Origin of the sequence: Pseudomonas neuropathica (assembly GCF_015461835.1) — a bacterium.
In the GTDB taxonomy this organism is placed as follows: domain Bacteria; phylum Pseudomonadota; class Gammaproteobacteria; order Pseudomonadales; family Pseudomonadaceae; genus Aquipseudomonas; species Aquipseudomonas neuropathica.
In genome coordinates this window covers 285302-298983 of record NZ_JACOPX010000005.1, presented here as the reverse complement: position 1 = coordinate 298983, position 13682 = coordinate 285302, and the positions used below count along the sequence as shown (strand labels likewise).

At 59.2% G+C, this 13682-nt stretch carries 12 protein-coding genes and 4 tRNA genes; 10 read left to right on the top strand and 6 right to left on the bottom strand.

What is annotated here, in order from left to right; translation table 11 throughout:
• Nucleotides 1-371: 371 nt before the first annotated feature.
• The 4 genes from H8F23_RS09170 to H8F23_RS09155 all read left to right on the top strand — a co-directional run bounded on the left by H8F23_RS09170 (nucleotide 372) and on the right by H8F23_RS09155 (nucleotide 783).
• Nucleotides 372-447: transfer RNA gene (locus H8F23_RS09170), tRNA-Glu, on the top strand.
• A gap of 2 nt (nucleotides 448-449) precedes the next feature.
• Nucleotides 450-525, top strand: a tRNA-Gly gene (locus H8F23_RS09165).
• 104 nt (nucleotides 526-629) lie between these two features.
• Nucleotides 630-705: transfer RNA gene (locus tag H8F23_RS09160), tRNA-Glu, on the top strand.
• A 2-nt stretch (nucleotides 706-707) separates the two neighbouring features.
• Nucleotides 708-783, top strand: a tRNA-Gly gene (locus H8F23_RS09155).
• A 125-nt stretch (nucleotides 784-908) separates the two neighbouring features.
• On the opposite strand, the gene H8F23_RS09150 is transcribed toward H8F23_RS09155, so the two are convergent.
• The 3 genes from H8F23_RS09150 to H8F23_RS09140 all read right to left on the bottom strand — a co-directional run bounded on the left by H8F23_RS09150 (nucleotide 909) and on the right by H8F23_RS09140 (nucleotide 3033).
• Complete coding sequence (locus tag H8F23_RS09150) at nucleotides 909-1547, bottom strand: LysE family translocator (RefSeq protein ID WP_194934109.1); 639 nt, start codon at nucleotides 1545-1547, stop codon at nucleotides 909-911.
• Nucleotide 1548: 1 nt separating this feature from the next.
• Nucleotides 1549-2319: a 2OG-Fe(II) oxygenase gene (locus H8F23_RS09145; protein WP_194934107.1), complete on the bottom strand. Its 771-nt coding sequence runs from the start codon at nucleotides 2317-2319 to the stop codon at nucleotides 1549-1551.
• Nucleotides 2320-2406: 87 nt separating this feature from the next.
• Nucleotides 2407-3033 carry an alanyl-tRNA editing protein gene (locus H8F23_RS09140; RefSeq protein WP_194934105.1) on the bottom strand — a complete coding sequence of 209 codons (627 nt, stop codon included), beginning with the start codon at nucleotides 3031-3033 and terminating at the stop codon, nucleotides 2407-2409.
• 90 nt (nucleotides 3034-3123) lie between these two features.
• Between H8F23_RS09140 and H8F23_RS09135 the strand changes: the two genes are divergently transcribed.
• A complete protein-coding gene (locus H8F23_RS09135; RefSeq protein WP_093435485.1) occupies nucleotides 3124-4122 on the top strand; it encodes a LysR family transcriptional regulator in 999 nt (332 codons plus the stop codon).
• A gap of 108 nt (nucleotides 4123-4230) precedes the next feature.
• Here the strand turns inward: H8F23_RS09135 and H8F23_RS09130 are convergent, their stop codons facing one another.
• On the bottom strand, nucleotides 4231-4638 hold the full coding sequence (locus H8F23_RS09130) for a PA2817 family protein (protein WP_039760212.1): 408 nt from the start codon (nucleotides 4636-4638) through the stop codon (nucleotides 4231-4233).
• 74 nt (nucleotides 4639-4712) lie between these two features.
• Nucleotides 4713-7160: an acyl-CoA dehydrogenase gene (locus tag H8F23_RS09125; RefSeq protein WP_194934104.1), complete on the bottom strand. Its 2448-nt coding sequence runs from the start codon at nucleotides 7158-7160 to the stop codon at nucleotides 4713-4715.
• A gap of 248 nt (nucleotides 7161-7408) precedes the next feature.
• Here H8F23_RS09125 and H8F23_RS09120 point away from each other — a divergent pair, with 248 nt between their 5' ends.
• The 4 genes from H8F23_RS09120 (at nucleotide 7409) to H8F23_RS09105 (ending at nucleotide 10577) form a co-directional block, all read left to right on the top strand.
• On the top strand, nucleotides 7409-8068 hold the full coding sequence (locus H8F23_RS09120) for a transglutaminase-like domain-containing protein (protein ID WP_194934102.1): 660 nt from the start codon (nucleotides 7409-7411) through the stop codon (nucleotides 8066-8068).
• 43 nt (nucleotides 8069-8111) lie between these two features.
• Nucleotides 8112-8735 (top strand): glutathione S-transferase family protein, encoded by a 624-nt coding sequence (locus H8F23_RS09115; RefSeq protein ID WP_093435475.1) that lies wholly within the window; start codon nucleotides 8112-8114, stop codon nucleotides 8733-8735.
• Between the two features lie 133 nt (nucleotides 8736-8868).
• Nucleotides 8869-9801, top strand: a complete 933-nt coding sequence (locus tag H8F23_RS09110) for an ABC transporter ATP-binding protein (protein ID WP_194934101.1) — start codon at nucleotides 8869-8871, stop codon at nucleotides 9799-9801.
• Entirely contained in the window at nucleotides 9798-10577 is a 780-nt protein-coding gene (locus H8F23_RS09105; protein ID WP_007908200.1) for an ABC transporter permease, read from the top strand. The genes H8F23_RS09110 and H8F23_RS09105 overlap by 4 nt, the downstream gene beginning before the upstream one ends.
• A 143-nt stretch (nucleotides 10578-10720) precedes the next feature.
• Here the strand turns inward: H8F23_RS09105 and H8F23_RS09100 are convergent, their stop codons facing one another.
• Nucleotides 10721-11239, bottom strand: coding sequence for a DUF2062 domain-containing protein (locus tag H8F23_RS09100; protein ID WP_122842567.1), 519 nt, complete (start codon nucleotides 11237-11239; stop codon nucleotides 10721-10723).
• Between the two features lie 136 nt (nucleotides 11240-11375).
• Between H8F23_RS09100 and H8F23_RS09095 the strand changes: the two genes are divergently transcribed.
• Nucleotides 11376-13610 (top strand): DNA internalization-related competence protein ComEC/Rec2, encoded by a 2235-nt coding sequence (locus H8F23_RS09095; protein ID WP_194934100.1) that lies wholly within the window; start codon nucleotides 11376-11378, stop codon nucleotides 13608-13610.
• Nucleotides 13611-13682 lie beyond the last annotated feature (72 nt).

Below are 13682 nucleotides of genomic sequence, written 5' to 3'. Positions count from 1 at the left end.
CGGTAAGACCTCTTTATAGGGTTCGCATGCGAGTGTAGTGGCTGGGCATTTAGTCGCCTAGCGCCGCTCGACGAGTTGGATCGGCAGGTTCAATCTGTATCGGCCGCACGCTGCTTATATGAATGCTGGCGCTGCGAGTGCAGATTGCCATCACTGTGGGTGGACTATAGCGTCTTGGCGAGTGGCGGAATATAGGCGTCAATCGTCGGGCGACGGAAAAGCCTGATTGCCGCCGTAAAGGTCGTCGAAGTCATTGATTTAAATAAATTTATATCAGGGGGTTGACGACCTCTCAATCCATCCATAGAATGCGCGCCACTTGCAGCGTAAAGCACACAGCGAAGCGCAGCAGGGAGTGAATGTTGTAGTGTGTCCCCTTCGTCTAGTGGCCTAGGACACCGCCCTTTCACGGCGGTAACAGGGGTTCGAGTCCCCTAGGGGACGCCAATGCGGGAATAGCTCAGTTGGTAGAGCACGACCTTGCCAAGGTCGGGGTCGCGAGTTCGAGTCTCGTTTCCCGCTCCAATTTTAAACAGTAGCGCTTTCGGGCGATGCTGAGTGAAACCAGAACCAAGTCTTCGGATACGGATCTGGACACCGAAACACACACCATGTGTTCCGGGTAGCGTGTCCCCTTCGTCTAGTGGCCTAGGACACCGCCCTTTCACGGCGGTAACAGGGGTTCGAGTCCCCTAGGGGACGCCATTGCGGGAATAGCTCAGTTGGTAGAGCACGACCTTGCCAAGGTCGGGGTCGCGAGTTCGAGTCTCGTTTCCCGCTCCAAATTCACAAAAACGCCGCTCAATAGAGCGGCGTTTTTGTATGCGCGATTTGTGGCTGTGTCATCAGCCATAAAGAAAAAGGCCCGCTGAAGCGATTCGGCGGGCCTTTTTGCGTTGTGCGTCTGCTTACCAGGACAGCATCAGTCGGCCAGCAAACAGAATAAGCACCACGCCCATGGTGCGCTCGAACCAGTGGCCCATGCGCATGAACAGCAGGCGAACCCGATTGCTTGAGAAGAACAGCGCGACCACGACAAACCACAGCGCATTCACAAAGCACATCCACAGCCCGTAAAAGGCCTGGATCTGCAGGGGCGTGCTGGCGCTGATGATCGTGGTGAAGATGGCCAGGAAAAACAGCGTGGCCTTGGGGTTGGTTGCATTGGTCAGAAAACCGGTGCTGAAAGCTTTGAACAGAGTTTGTTCGACCACGGGCTCGTCCGCGGTTTTTTCACCTTCAACGGCCGATTTGGGTTTGCTGCGCAGCAGGCTGACGCCCAGATACAGGATGTAGGCACCGCCAATCACCTTGGCGACAGTCAGCAGCCACGGGGTGGTGTGCATCAATGCCCCGACACCCAACAACGTGTAGAGCACGTGCACGGAAATCCCCGCGCCGATACCCAGCGCCGTGCAGATCCCTACCAATCGGCCGAACCGTACGCTTTGGCGAATGGTGACTGCGAAGTCCGGGCCGGGAGCAACCACGGCCAGAAAGTGAATGGTAGCCAGCGCCAGAAACTCGCCCAGATAATTCGAATACATCTCAGCTCCAGTAGGTCAGGGGTGAAGCATTGCCGCGATAGCCGACAAAAAAGGAAAGGCTCAAGCGCGGATCGGCCACGCCCGGGGTCACCGAATGCATGCGTCGCGAATTGAACATGATGAAATCGCCGGGTTGCGGTCGGACTTCGAGCGCAGGTGGGCCGAGCAGCGCTGGTTCAATGCCATAACTGTCGCCACGCATCTCGTCGAATTGATCCGGGGTGATGTCGTCGTCCCATATCTGCAACGCACCGCCCTCGGTCGGCATATTCAGATAGACGTTGCAGGCGAACTGCGCTTCCAGACTGCGGGCCTGGAAGCTGTCCGGAGCATCCTTGGCGAAGATGTCGTGATGGGCGAGGAAGCACACCCCGGGTTTCACCACGCGCGAAAGGCCGACATACATTTTTCGGCCGTAGAGGTTTTCCAGGTGTGCGCCGGCCGGCCAGGATTCGTCGAGCATGCAGCGCAAGGTGTCGATCGGTGAGGAGTAGGGCGCGCAGCGATTGCGCAGTTCAGCGATGTTGCTGGTGGCGCGTTCGAAGTAGTCCTCAATCAGCAGTGGCTGATTTTCCGCCTCGTAAAATGCCATGCCGATGCGGCCGATACTCGGTGCGTTGATGTAACCCTCAAAGCCAGGAGCGAGAATCTTGTCGCCAATCTGAATGGCCAGCGGCTCAGGCAAAAAGCTTTTGACGCGGATGGCGAGGACTTCTTCGTTGGCCAGTTTTTTTATGCACGTCTCATCGAGACGCTCGACGTCTAGCATCATTTTTTAGGTCCATCTATCGATAGTCAACGGAACCTGCGAATGCGGTTCCCCGGCGTCGGACGCTGCGTGAAGCAGCGCCCGAAATGCTCAATCCACGTTGTAGTGGACAGATAACGTGCCTTTCTTCTGCGAAAGGGACGCGATCGTGACTGTGCCCAGATCCTTCAGGCTGCGTACGTGGGTGCCACCGCAGCCATAGGCGGGCAGTTCACCAAAACCGATTTCCCGCGCACCTTCGCGTAGCGAGGTCAGGCGAGGCAGGTCGTGCTCGATCCACTGGTCGATCCCGTGTTGAACGGTCTCTGCATCGACTTCCTGCGCGGTGTCGCCGGGTTTGAATTGCACTCGGCCTTCATCCGGCCAGTGATGGGCTTTGATCGGCATCCAGCCCAGCGCCTGGACGAAATGCCCGATCAGGTGCCCGGCCGAATGCATGCGTGTATTGAAGTGGCGGCGCTGTTCGTCGATGCGGATGCAGGTCATGCCCAGTTCCACCGGCCGGTCGACAAAATGAATGATCCGGTCCGGCTCCTGCACCACACGCAGTACCTGGCTTTCACCGATCCAACCGGTATCACACGGCTGTCCGCCGCCTTGCGGATGAAACAGTGTGGCGCGCAAGACCACGGCGATTTCGTTCTCTTGGGGCGTGCAGTCGAGGACTTCCACATTGGCCTTGAGGTCATCACTATGGAAAAAGAGGCGAAGTGTCATATTCCATGCCCTTATTAAAGTTTCTTTTTTTATTATATGAATCGTGCAATAACGTGATAATCCGTTCAAACATCAAAGGACTTGTGCGCTGTGAGCATCAATCTGCCGCTACCGCTGCTTGGTGAAATGGCGATTTTCGTCAAGGTCGTCGAGACCGGTAGCTTCTCTGAAGCGGCTCGGCAGTTGGGGTCATCGCCGTCAGCGGTGAGTCGTAGTATTTCGCGGCTGGAAAAAGCCTTGGCCACGCGCCTGCTGCAGCGCACTACACGCAAACTGCGCTTGAGTGACGGTGGCGAAGAGGTGTTCAAACGCTGCCAGGAGATGGTCAGCGCGGCCAAGTCGGTGATGGAAATCAGCGGCCAGTTCACCCATGAAGCGGAAGGACTGGTGCGCGTCAGCGTGCCGAAAGCGGTGGGGCGCTTCGTGATTCATCCGCACATGCCCGAGTTCCTGCGGCGTTATCCCAAGGTCGATGTCGAGTTGTTGCTGGAGGATCGCCAGGTCGATTTGATCGACGACCATGTCGATCTGGCCATTCGTATTACGGATCGACCACCGGCCGGGCTGGTCGGCCGGCAGTTACTGACCATCGACCATTTGCTCTGTGCCACGCCGCAGTACCTGGCCGAGCACGGCGTACCGACTCACCCGCATGATCTGCTCAATCACAGTTGTATTTATCTGGGGGAAACCCCGAGTGATGCGCGCTGGAAGTTCAAGAAGGGCAGTAAGGCGGTGACGGTAGGTGTCCGCGGTCGGTATGCCGCCAATCACACCGGTGTGCGGCTGGGCGCGGTGTTGCAGCACATCGGCATCGGCAGCCTGCCGTATTTCACCGCCCGTTACGCGCTTGAGCAAAAGTTGGTGGTGCAGGTGTTGCCGGACTGGACGTTCCTCGCGTCCTATCACGGCGGATTGTGGTTGCTGCACTCGCCCACACGCTATCTGCCACCCAAGTTGCGGGTGTTCATCGACTATCTGGTGGAGTGCCTGCAGAAAGAGCCGACCTTGAGCAAGCCGGGCAAATCAGTGGGGGAAAGCAACGCGGCGATGGCGTATGAATTGCCCGAAAGCGAAGGGTTGTTGTAGCGCAAAGCAAAAGATCGCAGCCTTCGGCAGCTCCTACAGAGGATTGCGTGAGTCCACTGTAGGAGCTGCCGAAGGCTGCGATCTTTTGATCTTCAACCCATTGTTAAATCAGTGCTTGCTGTCCTGAGCGGACATCGCCAGCAGTTGTTTTTCCTGGTTCCAGTCGAACGGTTCATCGTTCTGTTCAGCTTCGTAGCGACGTTCTTCCAGTGCCTGATACAGGTCGATCTCTTCATCGGACAAGTAGTGCAGGCAGTCGCCGGCGAAGAACCACAACAGATCGCGCGGGATCAGGTGGGCGATTTGTGGATAACGGCTAATCACTTGAGTCAGGATGTCCTGGCCCAGGTACTGGCTTTCGATCGGATCGATCGGCAGCGATGCCAGCAGTTCGTCGAAGCGCTCCAGGAACAAGGCATGGCTTTCTTCGGGAACCTGTTCGGCCTCACCTACGGCGACCAGGATACTGCGCAGGTGGTCGAGCAAAACAAGATGATCGGCAACGACGTTGGACACGAGATAAGTCCTCAAGAGCAAAACGGGCGCGGGAGTATAAAGCTCCCGCGCCCTCTTGGACATGGTTGTCAGGATCAGCGGACTTTGCCCTCTGCCAGTTTCAATTCCTCTTTGTCGAAGTCATCGACGTCAATCACCTTGCGTCGTGCGGCTTCGGCATCGCGCAGGCTCTGTGCTTCTCCTGGTTGCAACACCCCGGCCTCCAGCGCCGCATCGATGGCGTGCTCACCCGCGACCGGTTTGACCTGACCGCTTTTCAGCGACGTGTGCAGTTTTTTGTGCAGTGGCTGCGCGGCATTCAGTAAATCACTGGCGTGTTGCAGCGCGCCGACTGCATCGTCTGCCGATTGCGGGCGATAGCAACCGGCAAGCAACTCTTCCAGCGCCGGATCACCTTTGGCGCGACCAATCACGCCTGCCACTTCGGCACCGAGTTTGTCCGACGGGCCTTTGTGACGACGACCGAACGGGAACACGATGGCTCGCAAGAGACAACCGAACACCTTGTTCGGGAAGTTGCGCAGCAATTCATCCAGCGCCCGCTCCGATTGGCCGAGGCTTTCTTCCATCGCCCAACGGAACAGTGGTTCCATGTACGCTGGCGAATCCAGATCGTGATAACGCTTGAGCGCGGCGGAGGCCAGATACAGGTTGCTCAACACATCACCCAGACGTGCCGACAGACGCTCGCGACGTTTCAGTTCGCCGCCCAGCAGCATCATGCTGAAGTCGGCGAGCATGGCGAACGCCGCGGCCTGGCGGTTGAGTGCGCGGAAGTAGCCTTGGCTGATCTTGTCGCCCGGCGCATGCTCGAAGTGGCCGAAACCGAGGTTCAGCACCAGCGTACTGGCCGCATTGCTTACGGCGAAACCGATGTGTTTGAGCAGCAGACCATCGAACTCTTTCAGCGCCTGATCCTTGTCCTCACGACCAGCGAGGGCCATCTCCTTCAGCACGAATGGATGGCAACGAATCGCGCCCTGACCGAAGATCATCAGGTTGCGCGACAGGATGTTTGCACCTTCCACGGTGATGAAGATCGGCGCGCCGTTCCAGCTACGCCCGAGGTAGTTGTTCGGGCCCATGATGATCGCCTTGCCACCATGCACATCCATGGCGTGGCTGATGCACTCGCGGCCGCGTTCGGTGAGGTGATACTTGAGAATCGCCGAGAGCACCGACGGTTTCTCGCCCAGATCCACTGCGTTGGCAGTGAGCATCCGCGCCGCGTCCATCATCCAGGCGTTGCCGCCGATGCGCGCCATGGCTTCCTGAATACCTTCGAAAGCCGACAGCGGTACATTGAATTGCTCACGAATCTGCGCGTACTGGCCAGTGACCAGGCTGGTGAATTTGGCCGCGCCAGTGCCGACTGCCGGCAACGAGATCGAACGGCCGACCGACAGGCAGTTCATCAGCATCATCCAGCCCTTGCCGAGCATCTCCTGACCGCCGATGAGGAAGTCCAGCGGGATAAACACGTCTTTGCCCGAGTTCGGGCCGTTCATGAACGCCGCGCCGAGTGGCAGGTGACGACGACCGATTTCCACGCCGGGGGTGTCGGTCGGAATCAACGCGAGGCTGATGCCAAGGTCTTCCTTGTCGCCCAGCAGATGCTCCGGGTCGTAGGCCTTGAAAGCGAGGCCGAGGAGGGTCGCGACCGGACCGAGGGTGATGTAGCGCTTTTCCCAGTTCAAGCGTAGGCCGATGACTTCCTGACCTTCCCATTGGCCTTTGCAGATGATCCCGGTGTCGGGCATCGCACCGGCATCGGACCCGGCGAGCGGACCGGTGAGGGCGAAGCACGGGATGTCATCGCCACGGGCCAGCCGTGGCAGGTAGTGATTGCGTTGTTCGTCGGTGCCGTAATGCAGCAGCAGTTCGGCCGGGCCGAGGGAGTTCGGCACCATCACGGTGGAGGCGAGGTCACCGCTACGGGTAGCGAGTTTCATCGCTACCTGTGAGTGGGCGTAAGCCGAGAAACCTTTGCCGCCAAATTCTTTCGGGATGATCAGGGCGAAGAAACCGTGTTCCTTGATATGCGCCCAGGCTTCGGGTGGCAGGTCCATCGACTGGCCGATCTGCCAGTCAGTGACCATCGCGCAGAGTTCCTCGGTTGGGCCGTCAATGAACGCCTGTTCCTCTTCGCTCAGTTGCGCCTTGGGGTAGGCCAGCAATTTGTCCCAGTCCGGACGTCCGCTGAACAGCTCGCCATCCCACCACACGGTACCGGCATCGATCGCGTCGCGTTCGGTCTGCGACATCGGCGGCAGGGTTTTCTGGAACCAGTTGAACAGCGGCGCGGTGAAGTGCTTACGGCGCAGGTCGGGCAGCAGCAACGGTGCAGCGACCACCGCCAGCAAGACCCAGAACACCAGCAACAACCAGCCCGGTGCGTGACTGAATATCCCCATCGCCAAAAGGTAGACCGCAACGATGCCCAACGCGGGCAGAGGCGAAATACGTCGGTGGGCGAGATACGCCACGCCAACGATCAAAACCAGTATCCACAACAACAGCATATTCAGTCCTCCGTGAACCAAGGCAAATCGACCCTCCAGAGCTTAGACGGCATCTGTAAAACCGGGTGGTCAGACCAAGGTGATTGAAATCGTGGGAAACCCCGGATGGTTTTCGTAGGTTCGGTGGGCAACACGTGTGGGAAATCGTTCGCTGATCCCGCGTCTTTGCGTCCAAGTTTGGCCGAAACGTCGTTATCTCTGTGCTGACGCTGTCGCTAGACTCGGGGCTCACCCAGGAGATTGTCGTCATGCACGAGTATCTGAGCCCCGGCCGCTTCATCGATAGTGACCACCCGGCGGTGGTGGAGTTCGCCGAACAGCATCGGGGTGCCAGCCGCGATCCGCTCGAGCGGGCGATCAATCTTTATTACGCGGTGCGTGAGGCGGTGCGCTACAACCCCTACACCTTCAGTCGCGATCCGCAGACCTTGCGTGGCAGCTATGCGCTGACGACGGGGGAGAGTTATTGCGTGCCCAAAGCCACGCTGCTTGCCGGTTGTGCGCGGCATTGCGGGATCCCGGCGCGTATCGGTCTGGCCGACGTAAAAAATCACTTATCGACGCCACGTCTGCTTGAGTTGCTGAAAAGCGACATGTTCGCCATGCACGGGTACACCGAATTGTTCCTCAATGGACGCTGGGTCAAAGCCACACCGGCGTTCAATCAGAAGCTTTGCGAATTGTTCAACGTTGCGCCGTTGGAGTTCGACGGTATCAATGACAGCGTTTTCCACCCGTTCAATCGCGACGGCGCGCAGTTGATGGAGTATCTGGTCGATCACGGTCAATTCGCCGATGTGCCGGAAACGTTCTTCTTCGAGCATCTGCAAAAGTGCTATCCGCATCTGTTCACTGATCAGCAACCACAGTTGCTGGGCGATATGCAGAGTGATTTGAGCCGTACCTGATCCGGCGTATGCTGCCTGCCCACTCATTTGAAAAGAGGCGGTCATGCTGAAGATCTGGGGAAGGAAAAACTCATCGAATGTCAGGAAGCCATTGTGGGCGGCTGAAGAGCTTGGCCTGGCTTACGAGGCGATCGATGCCGGTGGCGCATTTGGAGTAGTCGACACACCCGAGTATCGGGCGATGAACCCGAATGGCCGGGTGCCGGTGATCGAGGACGACGGTTTTGTGTTGTGGGAATCCAACGCCATCGTCCGCTATCTGCTGGCCAGACATGCGCCGGACAGTCACTGGTATCCGGCGGATCCGCAAGCGCGAGCCATCGCTGACAAATGGATGGACTGGACCACTTCAAGTTTTGCCGGTCCCTTCCGCACGGTGTTCTGGGGCGTCTTGCGCACGCCGGCGGACAAGCAGGACTGGGCTGCGATCAACGCCGCGATCAAGGAATGCAATGAGTTGCTGAGCATGGCCGATCATGCCTTGGCCAGTCAGCCTTATCTCTCTGGACAAGACATCGGCATGGGCGATATCCCGCTCGGCAGTTTCATTTATGCCTGGTTCGAGATGCCCATCGAACGCGCGCCACAAGCGCATTTGCAAGCCTGGTACGAGCGCTTGAAGCAGCGTCCGGCTTACCAGAAAGCGGTCATGACCGCGTTGACTTAATACTTACTATCGACACACTTGACTGTACTTGTGCGGCGGCGGCAAGCACCATTGCGCTCTGGTGCTGCGGTTGTTTCCCTCGCCGCCCGCCCTTATTTAGCCCTTTCTTCCCTTCTTGGTGCGTAAATCCGATATGAGTTCCGCTCTGTCCATCCGGCAGCTAACCAAAACCTACGGCAACGGGTTCCAGGCCTTGAGTGGTATCGATCTGGACGTCGCCGAAGGTGATTTTTTCGCCTTGCTCGGCCCTAACGGTGCCGGCAAATCCACGACCATCGGCATTCTCTCGACCCTGGTGAACAAGACCAGCGGCACGGTGAGTATCTTCGGCCATGACCTGGACAAGAACCCGGCAGCGCTCAAGCGCTCGATTGGCGTGGTGCCCCAGGAATTCAACTTCAACCAGTTTGAAAAGACCTTCGACATCGTCGTGACCCAGGCCGGTTACTACGGCATTCCGGCGAAGATCGCCAAGGAACGCGCCGAGCAGTACCTGACCCAACTTGGCCTGTGGGACAAGCGCGATGTGCCGTCGCGTTCGCTGTCCGGCGGCATGAAGCGGCGTTTGATGATCGCCCGAGCACTGGTGCACGAACCGCGTTTGCTGATCCTCGATGAACCGACCGCAGGCGTCGACATTGAGCTGCGTCGATCAATGTGGACGTTCCTCACCGAACTGAACCAGAAAGGCATCACCATCATCCTCACCACGCACTATCTGGAAGAGGCTGAGCAGTTGTGCCGCAACATCGGCATCATCGACCACGGCACCATCGTCGAGAACACCAGCATGAAACAATTGCTGGGGCAGCTGCACGTGGAAACCTTCTTGCTGGACCTGAAAAACGACTTGAGCGTCGCGCCGCAACTGCTCGGTTATCCAGCCCGGTTGATTGACAGCCATACCCTGGAAGTCCAGGTCGACAAATCCATGGGCATCACGGCGTTGTTCACCCAGTTGGCGCAGCAGAACATCGAAGTATTGAGCCTGCGCAACAAAACCAATCGCCTTGAGGAGCTGTTCGTGTCCCTGGTGGAAAAAAATCTGTCGAAGGTGGCGGTATGAGTTCCGAATTCCGTCCTAACCTCGTCGCGCTGCAGACTATTGTTTACCGCGAGGTCAAACGCTTCACGCGGATCTGGCCGCAGACCCTGCTGCCGCCGGCGATCACCATGGTTCTGTACTTTGTGATCTTCGGTAATCTGATCGGTCGGCAGATCGGCGACATGGGTGGCTTCACCTACATGGAGTACATCGTGCCGGGGCTGATCATGATGTCGGTGATCACCAACTCCTACGGCAACGTGGTCTCGAGTTTCTTCGGCAGCAAGTTCCAGCGCTCCATCGAAGAGCTGATGGTGTCGCCGGTGTCGCCGCACACGATTCTGATCGGCTTCACCATTGGCGGCGTGTTGCGTGGTCTGATGGTTGGCGTGATCGTGACCATTCTGTCGCTGTTCTTCACGCATTTGCAGGTGCATCACCTCGGCGTGACCATCCTCGTGGTGGTGCTGACGGCGACGATCTTCTCGCTGCTCGGCTTCATCAATGCGGTGTTTGCGCGCAACTTCGATGATATTTCGATCATCCCGACGTTTGTGCTGACGCCGCTGACGTACCTGGGCGGGGTGTTCTACTCGATTACGCTGCTGCCGCCGTTCTGGCAGACCGTGTCGCTGGCCAACCCGGTGTTGCACATGGTCAACGCCTTCCGTTACGGCATTCTGGGTGTTTCGGATATCCGCATCGGCATTGCGATCACCTTTATGCTGGTGGCGACGGTGGTGCTGTATCTCGGTTGTGCTCGGTTGCTGGTGAGTGGGCGCGGGATGCGTACCTGACTCCAGACCGAGTCGTGGCCATCGCGAGCAGGCTCACTCCTACAGGGGAACGCATTCCAATGTAGGAGTGAGCCTGCTCGCGATGGGGCCAATCCAGACGCCACAAATCAGAACGGCCTCCCACTGCGGAGGCCGTTTTGCGTTCAGCGCATGCGACTCTTCTTGCGCCGCGCCCATTGCCGCGCCACCCACCAGCGCCAATACATCATCACAATGCAGTAGGCGAGGGCGCCGAGTACCAGTCCCACCACCACCGAGCCGAGCAGAAACGGCTGCCACAACGTCGACAACTCGCCGCTGATCCACTCCCAGGTCAACTCGTCCGGCAGATGCCGGGCAGGCACGTCCATCAAAAACGCCCCGGCCTGATACGTGCAGAAGAACACCGCCGGCATGGTGATCGGATTGGTCAGCCACACCAGACTGACCGCAATCGGCATGTTTCCCCGCACGGTGATCGCCAGCGCGGCCGCGACCAGCATCTGCGCCGGAATCGGCAGGAATGCGGCAAACAAACCGACCGCCATCGCCCGCGCGACCGAGTGACGATTGAGGTGCCAGAGGTTCGGGTCATGCAGCAACTTGCCGAGAAAGCGTAAGGATTTGTGTTCCCTGATGCTCGTCGGGTCGGGCATGTAACGTTTGAATAAGCGCCGGGGCATAAGGCTTCTCGGTCGGTTAAGGCGGCAAGTATGTCTGGATTCTACGAAGCGCCCATTCAGACTTTGTGACAATTGTTGACGACGCGTGTAACCGACAACCGCTATGCCTAAGTTCGGGACTCTCAAGGACGGGCTTATGCGCACAGGGATGATGGCGCTCGCAGTCGGTCTGCTGGTCGCGGTTTTTATGCCGGCATTACCGCCGGTCTGGTTGATGCTGTTGTTGCCGGTCGTGGCGTTGATGCTGCTGCCGTTTCGCAGCTATCCGCTGGCGTTTTTGCTGTTTGGCTTCACGTGGGCCAGCGTCGGTGCGCAATGGGCGTTGAATGATCGTTTGCCGGCCGGGCTGGATGGCGAAACCCGGTGGGTTGAAGGGCGGGTCGTCGGTTTGCCGCAGAACAGCGACGGCGTGGTGCGCTTCGAATTGGCTGATGCGCACTCGCGTCATGAAAAACTGCCATCGCTGATGCGGCTTGCCTGGTACGCCGGGCCACCGGTCAACAGCGGCGAGCGTTGGCGCTTGGCGGTCAAGCTCAAGCGTCCCGGTGGATTGCGCAATCCCGAGGCCTTCGATTACGAGGCCTGGCTGCTGGCGCAACGCATTGGTGCCACCGGCACGATCAAGGACGGCCAGCGCTTGAGCGAAGCGCGCTGGGCCTGGCGTGACAGTATTCGTCAGCGTTTGCTGAGCGTGGATGCGCAGGGGCGAAATGGCGCATTGGCGGCGTTGGTGCTGGGTGACGGCTCGGGGCTCAGTCGCGAGGACTGGCAGACTCTGCAGGACACCGGCACCGTGCACTTGCTGGTGATTTCCGGTCAGCACATCGGTTTGCTGGCGGCGCTGATGTATGGGCTGGTCGCCGGCATGGCGCGATATGGCCTGTGGCCGCTGCGCTGGCCGTGGCTGCCGTGGGCCTGTGGTCTGGGGTTCGCGGCAGCGCTCGGTTATGGCCTGCTTGCCGGGTTCGACGTGCCGGTGCAGCGCGCGTGTGTAATGGTCGGGCTGGTGCTGCTGTGGCGCCTGCGCTTTCGTCATCTTGGCGCAGGGTGGCCGTTGTTGCTGGCGTTCAACGCTGTGCTGTTGCTGGACCCGCTCGCCAGTTTGCGCCCGGGTCTGTGGCTCTCGTTTGCGGCGGTGGCGGTGTTGATCTTTACCTTTGGCGGCCGCTTGGGTGCGTGGCGCTGGTGGCAGACCTGGACGCGGGCGCAGTGGTTGATCGCGATTGGCTTATGTCCGGTGTTGCTGGCTTTGAATCTGCCGATCAGCCTCAGCGGGCCGCTGGCCAATTTGCTTGCGGTGCCTTGGGTCAGTCTTGCGGTGTTACCGCCGGCGCTGCTTGGAACCGTGTTGCTGCCTGTTCCTTTTGTCGGCGCCGGCCTGCTGTGGCTGGCCGGCGGTTTGATCGATGGGTTGTTTCACGCGCTGGCGACGATTGCCGGGCATTGGCCGGCGTGGATCGCACCCTCGATACCCGCTTGGGTCTGGGCCATCGGCAGCCTCGGCTCCGGGTTATTACTGTTGCCGCGCGGCGTGCCGCTGCGTCCACTGGGCTGGCCGTTGTTGTTGCTGCTGGTCGTGCCGCCACGCGATCAGATAGATGAAGGATTGGCCGATATCTGGCAGCTCGATGTCGGCCAAGGCTTGGCCATCCTGATCCGGACCCGCCATCACGCGTTGCTCTACGATGCGGGGCCGCGCTTTGGTGAGTTCGATCTCGGCGAGCGTGTGGTGCTGCCTTCATTGCGCAAACTCAGCGTGGAAAAACTCGATTTGATGCTGCTCAGCCATGCCGATGCCGATCACGCCGGCGGCGCTTTGGCGATCAGCCGTGGTTTGACCGTCGATCAGGTAATCAGCGGTGACCCGGCGGGGCTGCCCGCGCAATTGAACGCCGAAGCCTGCGCCAGTGGCCGGCAATGGCAGTGGGACGGCGTGCGTTTTCAACTCTGGCAATGGGCGGACGCCCACGACAGCAATCAGCGTTCCTGTGTGTTGCAGATCGAGGCCAATGGCGAGCGCTTGCTGCTGACCGGCGACATCGACAGCCATGCCGAACGCGTGTTGCTCGACGGTCCACTGGCCGTGCCGACGCAATGGCTGCAATCGCCCCATCATGGCAGTCGCAGTTCATCGTCAATGGCGCTGCTCAACGTTTTGAAACCCGAGTCCGTGCTGATCTCTCGAGGTCATGGCAACTCTTTTGGCCATCCGCACCCGACCGTGCTGGCGCGTTATCGCAAACTGGGCCTGAATATTTACGACAGCGCCGAGCAGGGCGCCATTCATCTGCAACTGGGCACCTTCCGGGCGCCACGCACGATGCGTCATCAGCGGCGTTTCTGGCGTGATCCGCCCGCACTGGCCCGCTGATCGGGACGTAGGTAAATGGGGCGTCACGGTCGTCGGGGTGGCGGGTCTTAATCGTGGATCGGTATGGTAAAG

Bases quoted from the DNA above. Each gene is read 5' to 3' on its own strand.
- H8F23_RS09150 (WP_194934109.1), bottom strand. From the start codon at position 1,547: ATGTATTCGAATTATCTGGGCGAGTTTCTGGCGCTGGCTACCATTCAC.
- H8F23_RS09145 (WP_194934107.1), bottom strand. From the start codon at position 2,319: ATGATGCTAGACGTCGAGCGTCTCGATGAGACGTGCATAAAAAAACTG.
- H8F23_RS09140 (WP_194934105.1), bottom strand. From the start codon at position 3,033: ATGACACTTCGCCTCTTTTTCCATAGTGATGACCTCAAGGCCAATGTG.
- H8F23_RS09125 (WP_194934104.1), bottom strand. From the start codon at position 7,160: ATGCTGTTGTTGTGGATACTGGTTTTGATCGTTGGCGTGGCGTATCTC.
- H8F23_RS09120 (WP_194934102.1), top strand. From the start codon at position 7,409: ATGCACGAGTATCTGAGCCCCGGCCGCTTCATCGATAGTGACCACCCG.
- H8F23_RS09115 (WP_093435475.1), top strand. From the start codon at position 8,112: ATGCTGAAGATCTGGGGAAGGAAAAACTCATCGAATGTCAGGAAGCCA.
- H8F23_RS09110 (WP_194934101.1), top strand. From the start codon at position 8,869: ATGAGTTCCGCTCTGTCCATCCGGCAGCTAACCAAAACCTACGGCAAC.
- H8F23_RS09105 (WP_007908200.1), top strand. From the start codon at position 9,798: ATGAGTTCCGAATTCCGTCCTAACCTCGTCGCGCTGCAGACTATTGTT.
- H8F23_RS09100 (WP_122842567.1), bottom strand. From the start codon at position 11,239: ATGCCCCGGCGCTTATTCAAACGTTACATGCCCGACCCGACGAGCATC.
- H8F23_RS09095 (WP_194934100.1), top strand. From the start codon at position 11,376: ATGCGCACAGGGATGATGGCGCTCGCAGTCGGTCTGCTGGTCGCGGTT.